The 18,370-nt window shown below is 39.0% G+C and carries 10 protein-coding genes and 1 pseudogene; 6 read left to right on the forward strand and 5 right to left on the reverse strand.

All coding sequences use genetic code 11. The features are described from left to right. The first annotated feature begins 234 nt into the window (after positions 1–234). The 4 genes from L6494_RS03325 (at position 235) to coaBC (ending at position 4,997) form a co-directional block, all read left to right on the forward strand. Complete coding sequence (locus L6494_RS03325) at positions 235–2,505, forward strand: EAL domain-containing protein (RefSeq protein ID WP_237991441.1); 2,271 nt, start codon at positions 235–237, stop codon at positions 2,503–2,505. An 88-nt stretch (positions 2,506–2,593) separates the two neighbouring features. Beyond that, entirely contained in the window at positions 2,594–3,205 is a 612-nt protein-coding gene (locus L6494_RS03330) for an alpha/beta hydrolase (RefSeq protein WP_237991442.1), read from the forward strand. 155 nt (positions 3,206–3,360) lie between these two features. Next, complete coding sequence (gene isiD / locus L6494_RS03335; protein WP_190706429.1) at positions 3,361–3,573, forward strand: protein IsiD; 213 nt, start codon at positions 3,361–3,363, stop codon at positions 3,571–3,573. Between the two features lie 197 nt (positions 3,574–3,770). Further along, positions 3,771–4,997, forward strand: a complete 1,227-nt coding sequence (gene coaBC, locus L6494_RS03340) for a bifunctional phosphopantothenoylcysteine decarboxylase/phosphopantothenate--cysteine ligase CoaBC (RefSeq protein ID WP_237991443.1) — start codon at positions 3,771–3,773, stop codon at positions 4,995–4,997. On the opposite strand, the gene L6494_RS03345 is transcribed toward coaBC, so the two are convergent. The 5 genes from L6494_RS03345 to L6494_RS03365 all read right to left on the reverse strand — a co-directional run bounded on the left by L6494_RS03345 (position 4,989) and on the right by L6494_RS03365 (position 9,571). Further along, the gene (locus L6494_RS03345; RefSeq protein ID WP_237991444.1) at positions 4,989–5,219 is read right to left on the reverse strand and encodes a hypothetical protein; all 231 of its coding nucleotides are present in this window, start codon (positions 5,217–5,219) and stop codon (positions 4,989–4,991) included. The genes coaBC and L6494_RS03345 overlap by 9 nt on opposite strands. Positions 5,220–5,423: 204 nt before the next feature. Continuing rightward, a complete protein-coding gene (locus L6494_RS03350) occupies positions 5,424–6,215 on the reverse strand; it encodes an alpha/beta fold hydrolase (protein WP_237991445.1) in 792 nt (263 codons plus the stop codon). A gap of 188 nt (positions 6,216–6,403) precedes the next feature. Then, entirely contained in the window at positions 6,404–7,105 is a 702-nt protein-coding gene (locus L6494_RS03355; RefSeq protein WP_237991446.1) for a DevA family ABC transporter ATP-binding protein, read from the reverse strand. Positions 7,106–7,122: 17 nt separating this feature from the next. After that, positions 7,123–8,295: an ABC transporter permease DevC gene (devC, locus tag L6494_RS03360; protein ID WP_237991447.1), complete on the reverse strand. Its 1,173-nt coding sequence runs from the start codon at positions 8,293–8,295 to the stop codon at positions 7,123–7,125. A gap of 82 nt (positions 8,296–8,377) precedes the next feature. Then, on the reverse strand, positions 8,378–9,571 hold the full coding sequence (locus L6494_RS03365; protein WP_237991448.1) for an ABC exporter membrane fusion protein: 1,194 nt from the start codon (positions 9,569–9,571) through the stop codon (positions 8,378–8,380). An 824-nt stretch (positions 9,572–10,395) separates the two neighbouring features. On the opposite strand from L6494_RS03365, the gene L6494_RS03370 reads away from it, so the two are divergent. Next, positions 10,396–10,644, forward strand: coding sequence for a hypothetical protein (locus L6494_RS03370; protein WP_237995779.1), 249 nt, complete (start codon positions 10,396–10,398; stop codon positions 10,642–10,644). Between the two features lie 375 nt (positions 10,645–11,019). Further along, positions 11,020–18,340 (forward strand): annotated as a pseudogene (locus L6494_RS03375) (SDR family NAD(P)-dependent oxidoreductase); the annotation flags it as partial. Between the last annotated feature and the right edge of the window lie 30 nt (positions 18,341–18,370).

Consider the following 18,370-nt stretch of genomic DNA (forward strand, 5'->3'; position numbering starts at 1 on the left):
TCACTTCAAGACCATGTGGGATGGTTAGCATTTATTTAATTGAAATTAGCATGGCTAATATAGCGGTTCTCGCTTTAGTGAGGTACAAGAACCCCACCCCCAACCCCCTAAGAGCAAGCAATGAGGGGGCTATGATATACCTCATGTGATTAGGAAACGCTATAACTAGTATAAGTACAGATGTTAATTTTATCATAATCATACATGATTTTTTATATACTGAGGTAACAGAAAATGAATACTAATGGAACTACCTACGCTGTTTTAATAGGTATTAATAGTTATAATGATTCTCGCAATTTACCAAATCTTGAGTATGCTGAAAAAGATTGCCAAGATTTATATGAGGTTATAACTAATCCAGAAACTGGCATTTTTTGCCCAGAAAATGTAACTTTATTGCTAGGAGAAAATGCGAATACAAATAATGTATGGGAATTACTTTTTAGGGAAATTGTAACAAAACCAAATAATAATGATACTGTTTTAGTCTATTTTTCGGGGCATGGATTTATTCTGGGGGAACAAAATCAAAAAGCTTATTTGGGAACTTATGATGTAGATATTGTAAACCTACTTACAAAAAATAGAAGGGCAGGATTAAGAATGGATGATCTATATGAAGATATCTTCTCTATTTCTCCTGCAAAATGCGTTCTTTTTATCTTGGATAGCTGCCATAGTGGAGCATTTGTCCCTTCTATTACAAAAGGAATAAATACTGAAATAAGCAAAATACAGACTGATGAAAAATTGGTAGATAAAGGATTATTTTCCCAAGAGAGTGGTAGAGTTGCCATAGTTTCATGCCCACCTGATCTTCCGTCATATGAAAGTAAAGAATTTGAAAATAGTATTTTTACGCACTATTTAATTCGGGGTTTAAAAGGAGGAGCAGTTGAAAAAGAAACTGGAGAGGTTACTGTTGATAGCTTATTAACTTATATACGAAATCATGCCCCTTCTAAACAACTACCAGGACGATATGGACAGGACTATGGACGAATTGTTATTGCTAAGTCTAGTCCTGGTTGGGAATACGAAAATACTCAAAAACAAACTATTATTAATGTTTCTGAAAATCAATTAAAATCTCAAATTAATTTTCAATTAAATCCTTTAAAAAATCCGTTTGAATCATATAAATTTTTTATTGACAGATTAATACAATTCTTAAAAGATGATTTTCCAGTTTCTAATATAGAAAGCAGGATTTTAGAAGCAGTTCGTTATACTTGTGAGGCTGATTTTGTAGCTGTAATTAGACAAACTAAAAATAATTGGATCGTTAGAGAGCAAAGTAGTTTTAAAGTAGAAGAATTATCTCAAGAAACTTATATTAAGAATATTATTGCACAAATTTCACCGATTATTTCTTTAAGAAAAAATATTTTCAACCCAGATTATCATGGCTCGTATCTTATTGATGAAGAAAGCGATTGTGCTAAAGTATTCATGTTTGTTCCTTTACCATCTAAATCAACAAAAGATTTAATGATAATTTGTGGATTATCTAAAAATTTATACTTTTTAGAAGAAGTATACGGACGAATTCTAGGATCTCTATACTCTGCAACTTACGAGTTAACTTATGTCCAAAATTCTTTGTTAGAAGCTGCTATCATTGATGATCTCAAAAAAACTTATGGATATGTTTCTCTAGAACTTTATTATCGTAGATTTCAATTATTTTGTGAGCGTCTTAATGAAATGATAATTCATTTCCAACCAATTCTATACTTAAGTCCAAAACGCCCATATATCTATAGTTGGGAAGCTTTAGCGCGCGATCCACAAATTAGCTCCGTTCCTAATGATCTGTTTAAAGCAGCAGAACTTTGGGGGCTTCAATTCATGCTTGAACTTGATATATATTTTATACGAACTGCTGTAGTTGCTTATCATAAAGCCTATATGAATAATCCAGGTAGACGAAGAAGTGAAGACATACAAGAATTATCCGTTAATGTATATCCACAATCATTGATGCACGAAGCATACTTTCAGGCTGTAAAGGAAATTATAGCTGATGAAGAACTTATCCAACCTGAAAAATTAATACTAGAAATTTCTGAAAAGTTGCCCCTTCCAGATAATTTAGAAGTTTTTCGGAAACAATTAGGCACTTACGTGCGTGATTTAAAGATTGGTTTTGCTATTGATGATTTTGGTGTCGGTCATGCTTCAGTAAGTCGTCTAATCGGGTTGAACCCTGCTCATGTTAAGATAGACCGGGATATACTTCAGCAAGTAACTATTAATCCCAACTCTATTGATATTATATGCCGATTTGTTCTTGACCTTGTTAGTGAAGGACGTTCTCATGCACCAAAAGTAGTTATTGAAGGATTCGATAGCACAAGTCCAGTAACTCTAGGAAAATTACATAAACTCGGAATTCGATATGTTCAAGGGTATATAGTGGGAAAAGCGGGAAATGAAATAGGTCGTCTTGATACACAACAACGTGACTACCTTAAAAATATTATTAGCAGTACAGATTAAACAATAGCAAACTATATATATTGATCTGAGATATTGTTAGGTATCCTGGTTATTGACGAGTTCTAAATTCAGGAGTAAGCCTCTGTCTTTGCAATACATTACCGTTCCCCCTGCTAATTCGCAAACGCCCACCGGCTTAGTTGTGACATTGCATGGTTGGGGAGCTAACGCTGAGGATGTGTCATCTTTAGTACCCCATATCAACTTACCTCATTATCAGTTTGTACTTCCTAATGCACCTTTTCCTTTTCCTCATTCTCATCTTGGTAGAGCATGGTATGACTTGAGTGTAGAGAATATGTATCAAGGATTAGCAGAAAGTCGGCAAATATTGACAGATTTTTTGCTGTCTTTAGAGGCTAGTACAGGCGTACCTTTATCCCAGACTGTTTTGAGTGGATTTTCTCAAGGGGGAGCAATGACGTTAGATGTCGGCTCTAAATTACCCTTAGCCGGCTTAGTTGTGATGAGTGGGTATTTACATCCTGATGCGATCGCCACAAATCATAATTTACCACCAATTTTAATTATGCACGGCAGGCGTGATGAGGTTGTACCATTACAGGCGGCTGTCAAGGCTAGGGAAACTGTCGCATCTGTGGGGGTTGTAGCCGAATATCATGAATTTGACACAGGACATGAAATTAATTTACAAATGCTAGATTTGGCACGGAATTTCATTCTGAAGACAATAGTTTAGTCACAGTTACAAATCTTTGACAAAATATGGTATAAATCCTGAAAAATTTTAGAAAATCCATGCCATCTAGTGAGTAATATAGATTGGGTGGCACTATATTCGTGCTACTTGACCCGTGCTGGGTGCGAATGCTGCATAAGGGAGGGGCGAGCATTATGACAACTCTGAGCATTTCTAAGAAAGAAATCGCTGCTATGACCGCCGCAGAGGTGGAGGAATTGGCTAATCGTCTAGAAATGGATAATTACAGCAATGCTTTTGAGGGTTTGAATGACTGGCATCTACTGCGAGCGATCGCGTTTCAGCGTCCTGAATTAGTAGAACCTTACATCCATCTCTTAGATTTAGAACCCTACGATGAGGCATAAGTGTTTGAGTTATGTCTAATCTACAGCAATTCTCAATTGTTGGCAATCCATATTTGATAGAGAAAATTCACAATTAGACTAGTACAGCACGAGACAAAAACTCAAACCTGTATTCCCATAAATACATAGTACCGCCGCAGATTGTGATCCTCACTTTCTGCGGCTTCATATTAAATTATCACTCCTAACTTTTTGCTATGGCTAATCCTCATCCCCAAACCGAAAACCGCCAACCTAGGGTGCTGATTGGTGTAGGTGGTGGTATTGCTGCTTACAAAGTTTGTGAGGTGGTTTCGACGTTGTTTAAAGCAGGGGTAGAAGTCCGAGTTATCCTCACAGGTTCAGCACAGGAATTTATTACACCTCTAACTTTATCTACTCTTTCCCGCCACCAAGCCTATACAGATGATGATTTCTGGCAACCAACTCACTCTCGTCCGTTGCATATTGAGTTGGGGGAGTGGGCAGATTTATTAGTTATTGCTCCTCTGACGGCTAATACATTGGCTAAGTTAACTTACGGTATGGCAGATAATTTACTGACTAATACTGTTTTAGCTTCCACTTGTCCCGTATTGTTAGCACCGGCGATGAATACTGATATGTGGGAACAGTTAACGGTGCAGCGTAATTGGCAGCAGTTATTAGGAGATAGCAGATATCACGGCATGAGTACAGCATCGGGTTTATTGGCGTGCGATCGCGTCGGTGCTGGTAGAATGGCAGAACCTACCGCCATTGTGACTTATATTCATTCGCTGCTACATACCAAAGGCCAGCGTGATTTAGTCGGGAAGCAAGTTTTAATTAGTGCTGGCGGTACACGAGAATATCTTGATCCGGTGCGGTTTATTGGTAATCCTTCAACGGGTAAAATGGGACTAGCTTTAGCACAAGCCGCCCTGCACCGAGGGGCAAAGGTGACTTTAGTTCATGGCGTAGCTAGTTGGGATGTACCCTTGGGAGTGCAAGCAATTCCTGTAATTACTGCTGAAGAAATGCAGCAGGTGATGCTGGAATATTTACCTCAGGCAGATGTAATTGTCATGTCTGCGGCGGTAGCTGATGTTAAGCCCAAAGATTATAGCTCAGAGAAATTACCTAAGCGATCGCTCCCCCCATCTTTACCTTTAGCACCCGTCCCTGATATTGTCGCCCAGTTAGCCCAACTCAAACAACCCCATCAGTTTTTAATTGGCTTTGCCGCCCAAACTGGCGATATTGTCACACCAGCAATTGAAAAACTGCGGAGTAAAAAATTAGATGCCATTGTCACTAATCCTATTGATCAACCTGATAGTGGTTTTGGTAGCAATAATAACCAAGCAATATTTTTAGACAGTCAAGGGCAGCAAGTCAGAATTACACCCTGTTCTAAATTACAAATGGCACACCATCTATTTGATTTTGTCAGACTATGCTAATCTGGCGATCGCTAAATCACGGATGAGATTAGTTCTAGAGAACAGATAAGTGTTCACAGAATTAATTTCTTCACTGCTGAGTGCTTGTTCTCTATCAAGCTGCGTCAACAGTTGGCTGACCAAATCAGGATCGCTCAGTCTTAAAAGAGTGCTACTCTGGGTTTGTTCAACCACAGACCAAATTTGACGTAATATTTTTGAATTGATAGGGCAGACCTTCATGACAACCGCTCCTTTTATTGTGAAAGCATAAAAGTGCTATCGAGAATCTAAAGAAAATCTTAAGCTATCAAATCTAAAGAAAATCTTAAATATTACAAATATTTACTATTTAGATTTTTCCCTACTTCAACCGCACCTGCAATTCATCCCTGTACACACATATCAGACAATTCCCTCACTTATAGTTATTGCGATCGCCCTGGATTAAAAACCAGCTAGAAAATTGAGCATTGCTGTACTTACAATCTTTGGTGACTCAATAATAAAACCATGACCACCATCAATAACTGACAATTTAGCACCCAGAATACCTGCTGCTAGTTGTTCAGAAAATTTGACTGGGGTGAGAATATCTTGTTTACCTGATAACACCAAGGTAGGACAGAGAATATTTTGTAGACGATTTGTGGTATCACAACCCAGGATAGCCCGACTATGGTGATAAATGCTATGAATTTGGGGTGAAAAGGGGTAATGTACAGCCCATTCAATTAGCTGTTCTATCATATCTGCAATTGAGTAAAAATTCTCGCTAAAAATCCAGGGTAATACAACTCTTTGATAAAGGCTCATGTCTATTTTTTGAGGAAGTTCACCCCAGCTTTCAATGATGCTATTAAATCGCTCGTCACCCTTGGCTAGAGAAGATAGTAGTATCAAACTTTTAATTTTTTGGGGATAAGCTAATGCTAGTTCTTGGGCAATTTGTCCACCCATAGAATGACCTGCAATGTGTACTTGATCAATCCCTAGATAATCAAGTAATGCAGCTGCATCATGAGCCATTTCTTGAATACTGTAGGGAGTATCTGGTGCAGAACTCCGCCCTATACCTCGGTTATCTAAACGAATGATTTGATAGTGGGGGGTAAAATATGGCATGAGTAACGACCAGTAGGAATGATCGCACAAAAAACCAGAAATTAACAGTAAAGGTTCTCCTGTCCCTTTGATGTCGTAGAACAAATCAATTCCGTTTAGTTGTACTTTGGGCATATATTTCTCTGTGTCTGCGTGGTTTTAGGTTTCTTTATTTAACCACAGAGGCACGGAGAACACAGAGATAAATTTGCTTATTTTATAGTTATGCACGATTAGGTTTTGAATCACATGAGGTATTTATAGCCCCCTCTCCTTGCTTGCGGGGAGGGGGTTGGGGGTGGGGTTCTTGTGTCCCGATCGCTCTAAACTTGTTGAATCAGTCGTCCATCTTCCATGTGAATTATGCGGTCTGCAACATCTAAAATTCTGTTATCATGCGTGACCATTAAGATAGAGCAATTTTGTTCATAGGCTAATTTTTGCATCAGCGTGACAACATCTCTGCCTGTTTTGCTATCTAAAGCCGCCGTTGGTTCATCGGCTAAAACTAACTTGGGGTGACTTACTAAGGCGCGTGCGATCGCTACCCGTTGTTTTTGACCACCAGAGAGATCAGATGGATAGTAATCAACTCTGTTACCTAATTTAACAGCATTAAGCATCGCTTCTGATTGGCTACGGGCCTCACTGTTGGAAATATTTTTGTGTAATTCCAGTGACATTTGCACATTTTGTCTAGCTGTTAAGAAATTTAGTAAATTGTGCGCCTGAAAAATATATCCAATATAGCGGCGTATTTGGACTAATTCTTCATTACTAGCTTCCCTAAGTTCCTGTCCTAAAAATTTAAGACTTCCCTCTTGAACGGAACGTAAACCACCTATCAATGTTAGCAAAGTTGTTTTACCAGACCCAGATGGCCCAGTCATGATCACAATTTCTCTAGCGCGAATGGAGAGATTAATGTCAAACAAAATTTGGCTTTTTAATGTTTTACTGCCAAAGTAATGATTAAGACATTGTATGTTAATAATGGAGTCTTCTGTCGTGACGTTATCAAGCATATTTGATATATTCTGAATCAAAAAATATCTGCTGGATCGACATTACGCAATTTATTGGTAGATAGAAATCCAGAAATCAAACACATGACAACTGCAAAAATAAATATTACAATCGCCTTATCCAAGCTCATTATGACAGGTAATTTTGTCGCATCTTTGGCGATATCATACAAAATTATAGATATCAAAATCCCCGGAATATAACCTAGACTTGCTAAAATTATAGCTTGTTGAAAAACTACATTCAATAAATACTTATTTTTAAACCCCATTGCTTTTAGTGTTGCATACTCAGGCAAATGATTAGAAATATTACTATAAAGTATTTGATAAACAACAATTATGCCCACAATAAACGACATACCTACCATGAGATTAAACACAAACCCAATAGGTGTTCTCAGAGTCCAATAGCTTTTTTCTAAAGCAACAAATTCTTTACGGGTAATAACTTTTACATCTTTGGGTAATCTAGCTGATAACTGTCGTGCAATCTTTTGGGGATTAGTACCAGGTTGGATATTAATTAAGCCTATATCTATATTTTGTGCCGAACGATCTTGGAATATACGCAGAAAAGTTGAAGAACTAACAATTAAATTGCCATCAACTCCAAAGGAAGGACCTAGGCTAAATAATCCACCGATTTTTACTTTATATCCAAGTAGTGTATTATAGTTAAATATCTCAACTCTAATGTTATTTCCCTGTAAAAATTCCTGAGAAATAGGACCAAACTCAGGTCGAGAGGCTTTGTCAAAAAAAACTACGTTAGGAAGTTGTAGTAATCTTAAGCTATCTTGAATCTCTGGTAATTGGAAAATAGATTTTACGGGATTAAATCCAATAACATATATAGGGAATTTCAGTCCATTAATGGGATTTTTTAACTTAGCAAATTGTAAATATAAGGGGCTGACAGATTCTACATGATCAACACTTAATGCCTGATATAAACGCCAGCGCGGAAAGCTTTGATTGGATGTCAATGATTTATATTGTGCGCTAATCAAAACTAAATCGGCTTGGAGGTTATTATGTACCTGTGTAGCACTTTCATAGAGAGCCTCTTGAAATCCAATCTGCATAAACATTAGAACTACCACAAAAGCAATTCCAGCTAATGCCACAAGAAATCTAACTTTTTGTTTTGCTAGTTGTAACCAAGCTAGAGGGATATTGAGAATCATGTTTAAAGCCTCAATTAGTCAAAATAAGAATGCTTGGTAGAATACTTTAAAGAGAACGCAACTTTTTATAGTTAGGATAGTTCTAAATCTGAATAAGTACCTCAACTTGTAAGTCAGTAAGAGTAGAAACTTTCTGATTGTCTGCTGTACTATCAATCCGAATTCTCACATCAATAACTTTATTATCCCTATCTGCTCCAGGATTGTTATTGAAAATATTTTGTTGCCCAACTTGCAAACCAATTTCTGTAACTGTTCCCCTTAATTCTCCTGCAAAAGCATTGCTAGTAATCATAGCAGACTGGCCTAGCTGCACCTTTTGAATATCAGTTTCATAGACTTCTGCTACCACATACATTTGCTGTGTGTGACCTAAGTCAGCTATTCCTAAATTGCCAATAATTTCTCCTGCTCTTGTATGAACTTTTAAGACTTGGCCATTGATAGGAGAGCGAACAACGCTTAAATCTAGATTTGCTTGAGCTTGCTTAACTGAGGCTATTGCAGTGTCAATATCAGTTTGTGCTGCTTGCACATCAGTAGGACGGATTTCAGCAATACTATTCAGCCTGGCGTAAGCCTCGTGTAATTGCTTTTGCAGAGTTTCTATAGTTCGATTCAGAGAAGCGATCGCCTCATTGAGCTGTTGTTGCACTGTATCGACTCGTAAACGTCTAGTATCAGAGTCTGATGCTGATATTGCACCTTCTTTATATAACTGCTGATACCGTTGATTTTCACTTTTAGCATTACGCAATTCTGCTTGTAGGCGAGCTATAGTTGCTTCCTGTGCAGATACTTCTCCCCGCAACTCTGCTTCTAAGCGAGCTATAGTTGCTTCTTGTGCAGAGATGTCTCCAGCTTTTGCACCTGCTTTTACTTGATTGAGACTAGCTTGAGCTACCGAGACTTGCTTTTGGGCTGTTTCTAAGGCTGCTAGACGGGTATTATAACTGTCAAGAATGGCAACTACTTGTCCCTGACGTACCCATGCTCCTTTTTTGACTAGAACTTGTGCTACTCGCGCACCTCCTTGGGAGTCTGCGGCTGACAGCCGAATAACTTCTCCTTGAGGCTCTAATCTTCCTAAAGCCGCAATCGCAGAGATTGTAGGATAAGTTTTTGGCTCATCTGAAACTTGCAATCGAGATTTCAACTGAGAGCGTGAAATAGTATAGAGAGAAATTAACCCCGGAACTATTGCCATTACAAGCATCAAAACTATTGTCCACCCACCTAGCGGTTTGAGACTTGATTGTTTTTGTTTGTTTACCATAATCAGGCTTTTAATTTAAAAATCATCACTTTCGCGTTAATTTGCGTATAGCAATTCATCAGGATTAAGCCTTTGCTCAAGAGTGAATTGAAGCATTATTTTTCTTGGTTTTATACTTTCTAAAACAATGAATGCTTCTTTGGCATCAACAATAAACTGATTGATATTCAATTACAACTGATATGCAACAGGGTTGATACTAATTAGTTCATGTCTTTAATCATAGTGCCTAGAAGGTGGTTAATTAAAGTGACTAAATAAAATACCTTAGCCAGAGAATTTTATTTTGTATAATTTTAAACTAATAATTGGTTTGGTCTATATCTTTCGACTTTTATATTTAGGCATATTTATTATATTCGATCAATATTCCATCTTTAGATAGATGAAAAATACCATAGTTAAAATAGATTCTTAAAATATTAATCTTTATATAGACGAAATTGAATAGTCTGAAATAGATTAAACATATTTTTTCGTCGTAAATGATACGTGAAACTCAACTGAACTGGTAGATCAGCATAAAATATGATAATAATTATTTTTAACAAAAGTATTTTTTCAACACATAAGATTTTGGTAACATAAGAGGCAAATATTCATTTAATAAAACAATTAATACAAAATCCCCCTGAAATTCCACCTAATCCCATATTTCTTTTTGAGAATAATTCTGATCAATGAGAATATAGCTGGAATTACATATGCAATTTATATGCACTTTTTGGAGAATATTTTTCTAAATTAAGTTATTAATAAATAATACTTTTACTATTGGGCAACAATGCCCTATGAACTTAGAGAGAATGAAACTAAAGCGATTTATGCTTTCATTAACCAGCTTTGATCATCAAAGGCTAATGTTCCATGCAGCACGGCAAACAGTTCGCAAAGCTGAGATGGCTCGCCTGGCCTTGCATATATGGCTTAATCAACATGATTTGGAATTGGAAAAGTGGAAAGCCAAAAAAGCTGCCGAACTGGGAATTAGTGTGAGTGAACTTGAGCAGCAGTTATTAGAAATTAATGAGTCTCAGGCAATAATTACGAAGGACAAAGACAACTATGATTAAAAGTTTCATATATCAAGGCTTCTGCTTGTTTGAAATGCTCTGCTTATTTACGCCAAACCGTACTAGACAAAATCACCTAAACATTATTGTTGCTAGTAAAATTTAATCGGTTGCACACAAGTTGCACATCAATTGCCATCCTAGAATAATCAATTTAAAATAAGCGCAATTGTCAAGTGTATAGAATCACAGAGAGCAGGATATATTGGCTGTAATGACTACTCATGTTTCAGCCTTTTATCAACTCATATAGCAGCACTAAAGTTGTTTGGCAAAAGCAGTATTTTCCTTCCGCCTAATACTTAGTTACCTCATGAATAGAGGAAATTTAGTTCTCAATCAATCTAATTTTTTACGAACACTGAAGATTAAATGATGTCCGCTTCTAGAATCGAAGCTGGCTTGACACAGTTGCAAGATGAAGTGAGCAATTGTGAAAAGGCTTTGCTCAAGCTGATACAAGTGAAAAAAACTATGGTTAACAAAACCCCTCTAACTAACAATACAAATATGCAACGTCCACAGAACGATGTGGCGTTCCCACGTCCACAAACCAATATTGCGATTATTGGGATGGCTTCTATCTTCCCCGAATCGAAAAATTTGCAGGAATATTGGGAAAAGATAATTCATAAAGTAGATTGTATTACTGATGTTCCTCCTTCACGTTGGAGCATCGAGGATTACTATGATCCCAACCCTAGAACACCTGACAAAACTTACTGTAAACGTGGTGGATTTATTCCAGACATTGATTTTAATCCAATGGAATTTGGATTACCACCTAATACCCTAGAAGTCACAGATGTTTCTCAGTTGTTAGCTTTGGTGGTGGCGAAAGCGGCAATGGAAGATGCTGGCTATGGTGAATCACGCCAGTTTCATCGCGATATTTATGATCAGCTGCGCGATCGCACTGGGGTAGTATTAGGTGTAGCCATAGGTAGACAATTGGCAGTTCCCCTGGGTACAAGATTGCAGTACCCAGTCTGGGAAAAGGCTCTTAAAAGTAGTGGCTTATCCGATGAAGACACCCAAACCATCATCGAGAAAATCAAAGCTGCATATGTGCAGTGGGACGAGAACGCCTTTCCGGGAATGCTAGCCAATGTGGTGGCGGGACGAATTGCCAACCGCCTCGATTTGGGGGGAATGAACTGTGTAGTTGATGCCGCCTGTGCTAGTTCTTTAAGTGCGCTGAAAATAGCCATTAGTGAGCTAGTTGAAGGCCGAGCCGACATGATGATTACTGGCGGCGTGGACACTGATAACTCGATTCTGGCGTATATGTGTTTTAGCAAAACTCCGGCTGTTTCCCCTGGAGAGAAAGTTAAACCTTTCGATGCTGAATCTGATGGGATGATGCTGGGTGAAGGTGTGGGAATGTTAGTGCTGAAGCGTTTAGAAGATGCCCAGCGAGACAATGACCGCATCTATGCAGTTATCAAAGGTATTGGTACTTCTAGTGATGGTCGCTATAAAAGCATCTACGCACCCCGTTCAGAAGGTCAAATCAAAGCCTTACGTCGTGCTTATGAAGATGCAGGATTTTCACCTGCTAGTGTAGGTTTGATGGAAGCACACGGTACAGGTACAATGGTAGGCGATCCCACAGAATTCGCCTCAATTAAAGAATTTTTTGGTGAAAATAATCCCAAAAAACAATACATTGCCCTAGGTAGCGTCAAATCCCAGATTGGGCATACAAAAGCGGCTGCGGGTGCGGCGAGTCTGATTAAAACAATATTGGCTCTACACCATAAAGTATTGCCACCCACAATTAACGTCACCAAACCCCATCCTAAACTTGATATTGATAATTCTGCATTTTATTTAAATACAGAAACTAGACCTTGGATTAAGACTGATAATCAACCAAGAAGAGCCGGAGTCAGTTCCTTTGGCTTTGGGGGGACAAATTATCATGTTGTTTTAGAAGAATACAAACAGGAACATCAGCAACCCCATCGTTTACATCAAACGGCTCAGTCCATACTTCTATTTGCATCTACACCTGAGCATTTGTTGTCACGCTGTCACGATATCCGCAATCAATTGCAATCTGATGCTGGAGAAAGGCATTATCGAGAACTGGTTACAGCATCTCAATCTGGAGAAATTCCAGTAGCCAACGCCAGAGTGGGGTTTGTTGCTGATTCTCTCACACAGGTTAGGGAATTTTTACAAATAGCCATTGAATTACTGACAAACAAACCCCAAGAAGAATCCTGGGAGCATCCCCAAGGAATTTACTACCGCAAAACTGGGGTGTCTCTAGGGAAAGTAGTTGCGCTATTTTCTGGACAAGGTTCACAATACTTAGAAATGGGTCGGGAATTGGCGATTAACTTCCCTTGTCTACACCAGACCTATGCTCAGATGGATAGCCTCTTATCTGAAGATGGTCTACAACCTATTTCCCAAGTCGTTTTCCCTGCGCCGGTATTTGATTCGGCTGAAAAAGCTGCCCAGTTGGAAAGATTACAGCTAACGGAATATGCACAGCCAGCGATTGGGGCTTTTAGTGCAGGTTTGTACAAGATATTACAACAAGCAGGGTTGAAGCCTGATTTTGTTGCTGGACATAGCTTTGGGGAATTGACAGCACTGTGGGCGGCTGGGGTTTTGAGCGAATCAGATTACTGTTTCTTAGTCAAGTCTAGGGGTCAAGCGATGGCTGCACCCAAAGATCCCCAATTTGAAGCCGGTAGTATGTTAGCGGTGAAAGGGGATGTGGATCAGATTAAAGAACGGATTAAAAATTTCCCGCAAGTCAGTATTGCCAACTTCAATTCTCATCAGCAGGTCGTATTAGCGGGGACAAAAGCTGAAATTGCCAAAATAGAAGGGACTCTGAAAACGCAAGGCTTCTCTACCATCTTGCTTGGGGTTTCCGCAGCTTTTCACACCCAGTTAGTAGCCCATGCCCAGAAACCCTTTGCCAAAGCAATTGAGACAGTTACTTTTAACCAGCCCCAAATCCCAGTTTATAGTAATCTCACAGCCAAACCTTATCCCAGCCAGCCACAAGAGATTCAAAATATCCTTAAAGAACACCTGATGAATCAGGTCTTATTTAAGCAGGAGATTGAGAACATTTATGCTGAAGGCGGTGATTGCTTTATTGAATTTGGTCCGCGTAAAGTTCTTACTAACTTAGTGAAAGAGATTCTGAGCGATCGCCCCCATATAGCTGTAGCCTTAAATAGTAATCCTGCCAAAAATAGCGATCGCACTTTGCGAGAGGCTGTTGTCCAGTTGCGCGTGGCTGGGTTAGCTTTACAAAATATCGACTCTTACCAACTAGAAACCCAAATCCCAGAAGTTACGACTAACAAAGTCTTGAATTTCCGCTTAAATAGCACTAACTATGTTTCGGAAAAAACAAAACAAGCCTTTGAAAAATCTCTACAAATGCCGGTGAAAGTCACATCGCCTCTAAGCAACGGTAATCAAGAGAAAAAACTAACAGAATATCACCCAGTCAAATTAACCCAGTCTTCACATTCTCAAGAAAACAGTAACGATTTCCTGACGCATAACTCTAATACACAAAATGGGTTATCAGTCAATAATGGAGTGAAGATGTCATCTTCTCAAAATGGACTACAACCAGACAAATTGCTGATTCAACCTCTGGAATCAACTTCGGAAGTATCTATGAGTTATCAAAAAATTATCGATAGCTTAGAATACACACTCATAGAATTTAATCGTCATCAACGTAGTGTTTTACAGGTTCATGAACAATCTTTAAAACATCAAACAGAATATACCAAAACTTTCTTCCAACTAATGCAGCAACAGCAAGCATTGTGGGGAAATGCTAAATTCACTGAGGAACAAGCACAAACACAGCAACTAGCAATCTCCAGTTCCGAACGTAGCATGATGCGGTTTCACGATCATCAAGCTGAAAGTCTCCGCATCCATGAACAATATCTGAATTATCAGCAGGGATACACCAACCAATTTTTCCAGTTAATCCAGCAAAATAGTCTCGTATCACTGCTAGATGAGCCAGAAAATCTTGCTAACCACAGTATTGTTGAACATCATCCGGTTTTGGTAACAAACGGGGCTGTTTCTGTAGCCAGTAACGGTGTTGTCACTCACTCTGAGCTACTATCTAATGGTCATGGTCATGGTCATGGTAACGGTAACGGTAATGGTCATGGCACAAGTAACGGTGCAAATCATCAAGCACAACCAGTTCTAGAAATTATCACACCTATAGAAAATCATCCTGCAATCACGACGGTAGCATCTCCATCACCAATAGTCATTGATGAAGCTATTCTGAGTCAAACTCTGCTCAACGTTGTCAGTGATAAAACTGGCTACCCAATTGAGATGTTAGAGCTATCGATGGATATCGAAGCAGATTTGGGGATTGATTCAATCAAACGTGTGGAAATTCTCGGAGGATTACTCGAACTCTACCCTGATTTACCTAAACCAAATCCCGAAGAACTAGGACAGTTACGCACTCTCGGTCAAATAGTCGAGTATATGGGGGCTTTAGCACCAGGGATTGCAGGAGATGTAGAAACAGTCAAAGATGTGGAAGTAACATCTGATTCTTCTTCCATTCCGTCGGAAATTGACGTTATATCTTCCCCATCTTCTCTAGCTTCGCCATCGTCCCTATCCTCCATTGATTTAACTAACCTTAGTCCAACTCTACTCAACATAGTGAGCGATAAGACCGGCTATCCAACCGAAATGTTAGATATGTCGATGGATATCGAGGCTGATTTGGGGATTGATTCTATCAAACGGGTAGAAATCCTAGGAGCATTACTAGAACTATATCCCGAACTACCCAAACCGAATCCAGAAGAACTAGGACAACTGCGGACTCTAGGAGAAATTGTTGCATATATAGAGCAACAGGTTGCAGGGGCGGAAAAAAAAAATGCTGTTGATAGAGACACAACAGAATACATCTTCGCCACCTCAGCCTGCTGAAATGAAGGAGACGGGGGAAGAGTTAATCCCATCCCCCACCCCTAATTCCCCAGCTTTAATTTTTCGCAATCCCGTTAAACTTAAGTTTCTTCCTGAACCGGATGTTTTAGAGTGCGCCTTACCTGATCAACATATCGCTTTGTTGACTGATGATGGCTCATTAACAACAGCAAAACTAGCTGAGGCTCTTTGTCAGCGTGGGTGGAAAACCGTTGTCTTAACTTTTCCTCAAACCGTGATGGAGAAACAATCTCCTTTACCTGAAGGAATCAATCGGGTAGTGCTGACAGATTGGAGTGAAGAGCATCTGCAAAAACAATTAGCTGCGATCGCTACTAATTATGGTCAGATTGCTGCATTTATCCACTTGAATCCCACCAGCCACCCCCAAATAAGCGGTGTCCATTATCTGGAATCAGAAAAAGCCCTCCTCCGCCATGTCTTCCTCATCGCCAAACATCTCAAACAGCCATTAAACCAAGCCGCACTTTTAGGGCGCAGTTGTTTTCTCACTGTTGCTCGCCTAGATGGGGAGTTTGGATTCAAACAAAACACTAACTTTGGTGCAATTAGCGGCGGTTTGTTCGGACTAACTAAAACTTTGAACCAGGAATGGGAATCGGTATTTTGTCGAGCTATAGACCTCAGTCCTGATTTAAATGAGCAAACATCAGTAGAGTATATCCTTGCAGAACTTTACGACCCCAATAGATTGATTGTGGAAGTAGGATATACCGCACAGGGAAGAGTGACTTTGGTTTCTTGAGGGATTGGGGAGAAATCAAGTCAAAAGTCAAAAGTCAAAAGTCAAAATTAATTAAATAACTCCTAGGGATTGGGGACTGCGTAAAATTCTTCCTTATCGTAAATTCAAGGGTTTAAGACCCCTAGGTCTACACGTAGTATCAGTTGAGTTGGGGTTTAAATCCCTAACTCCAACTGTCTTTAATTTTGAATTTTGAATTTTGAATTTTGAATTGTTAATTTCCTTGTCTCCCTTCTCTCAACAAAAAATATTTACGTTGACAGCGAGTGAACAATGATTGATAATACTTCCGTTTTTCTTGTCAGTGGTGGTGCAAAAGGGATAACTGCTGAGTGCGTCATCAATCTAGCACAGCGTTATCAATGCAAATTTATTCTTCTCGGTCGCTCTACCCCCGAACCTGAACCGGTATGGGCTGAGGGTTGCGGGAATGAGGGAGAATTGAAAAAGCGGATTATGGAGTATTTTCTCGCCCAAGGAGAAAAGCCAACACCGGCGATGGTGCAGAAAAAGTTCCAGGCGATTTCATCTCAGCGAGCAATTACCACCACTCTCAAGGCGATTGAGGAGACAGGTGGAGAAGCCGAGTATTTGAGTGTGGATGTCACTGATGCGATCGCCTTATCAGAACAGCTAACTGGTGCAGTTGAACGTCTAGGAGCAGTTACAGGTATTATTCATGGGGCTGGAAATCTCGCAGATAAGCGGATTGAGAAAAAAACAGTTCAGGATTTTGAGACTGTTTATGCTGCTAAAGTCAAAGGTTTAGCCAATTTACTGCGGTGCGTACCACCTAACCAACTACGTCATTTAGTCTTATTTTCCTCCGTGGTTGGGTTTTATGGCAATGTAGGACAGGCTGATTATGCGATCGCTAATGAAATTCTCAATAAATCAGCCCATCTTGTTAAACTCAACCATCCCAATTGTCATGTTGTCGCCATTAATTGGGGGCCTTGGGACAGTGGGATGGTATCACCAGAGTTAAAGAAAGCCTTTGCTGAACGCAATATTCAGACAATTCCCATTGACATTGGCACACAAATGCTAGTTGATGAACTCGCACCCACAAACCACAACACCGTACAAGTAGTAATTGGTAGCCCCCTCACTTATACACCAGAAGCCTTAGATCCTCAGTTGAAAACCTATCGTATTCAGAGACAGTTAAAATTAGCAGCAAATCCTTTTTTACAAGACCATGTAATTGCCGGTAATCCAGTTTTACCAGCCACCTGTTCTATTGCCTGGATTGCTAATACCTGTGAACAACTATATCCTGGTTATAAATTCTTTAGTTGCTCCCAGTTTAAAGTATTAAAGGGCATTGTTTTTGATGGTAATCAGTCCAATGAATATACTTTAGACTTGACAGAAGTTGCTAAAACTGAACAAAATGAAATCGAATTTGATGCTCAAATCTGGAGTAAACAATCTGGAAAAATTCGCTATCATTTTAGTATTCATATTCAACTGAAAAAGCAAACTCCACTTGCTCCTACGTATCAGTTATTTGATCATGAGCAGAAAGTAACCAAGGGTAGCCAGTCATTTTATCAAAATGGCAGAGCCAGCTTGTTTCATGGATGTGCTTTTCAGGGTGTAAAAGAAGTTTTAAATATCAGCCCAGAAAAGTTAACGCTAGAATGCGTATTACCAGATTTAGAAACAAGACAACAAGGTCAATTTCCAGTACAAAACTTCAACCCTTATATTATTGATGTTCAGATCCACCCATTTTGGATTTGGACACAGCATTTTCATCAAGTCGGTTGTTTACCTTCAGAAATAAAAACTTTTGAACAATTTGCACCTATAGCATTTAATGAAAAGTTTTATATTTCCTGGGAAATAAAATCGAAGACAGAATCAGCCATAATTGCTGATGTGATAGCACACAACTTTTCAGGACAAATATATACCCGCATGACTGCGGCTAAGGGAACAATTTTACCCAGAACTTTAGAAAAAATTTAAACATAAATTTGC

Origin of the sequence: Nostoc sp. UHCC 0870, assembly GCF_022063185.1 — a bacterium.
Lineage (GTDB): Bacteria > Cyanobacteriota > Cyanobacteriia > Cyanobacteriales > Nostocaceae > Trichormus.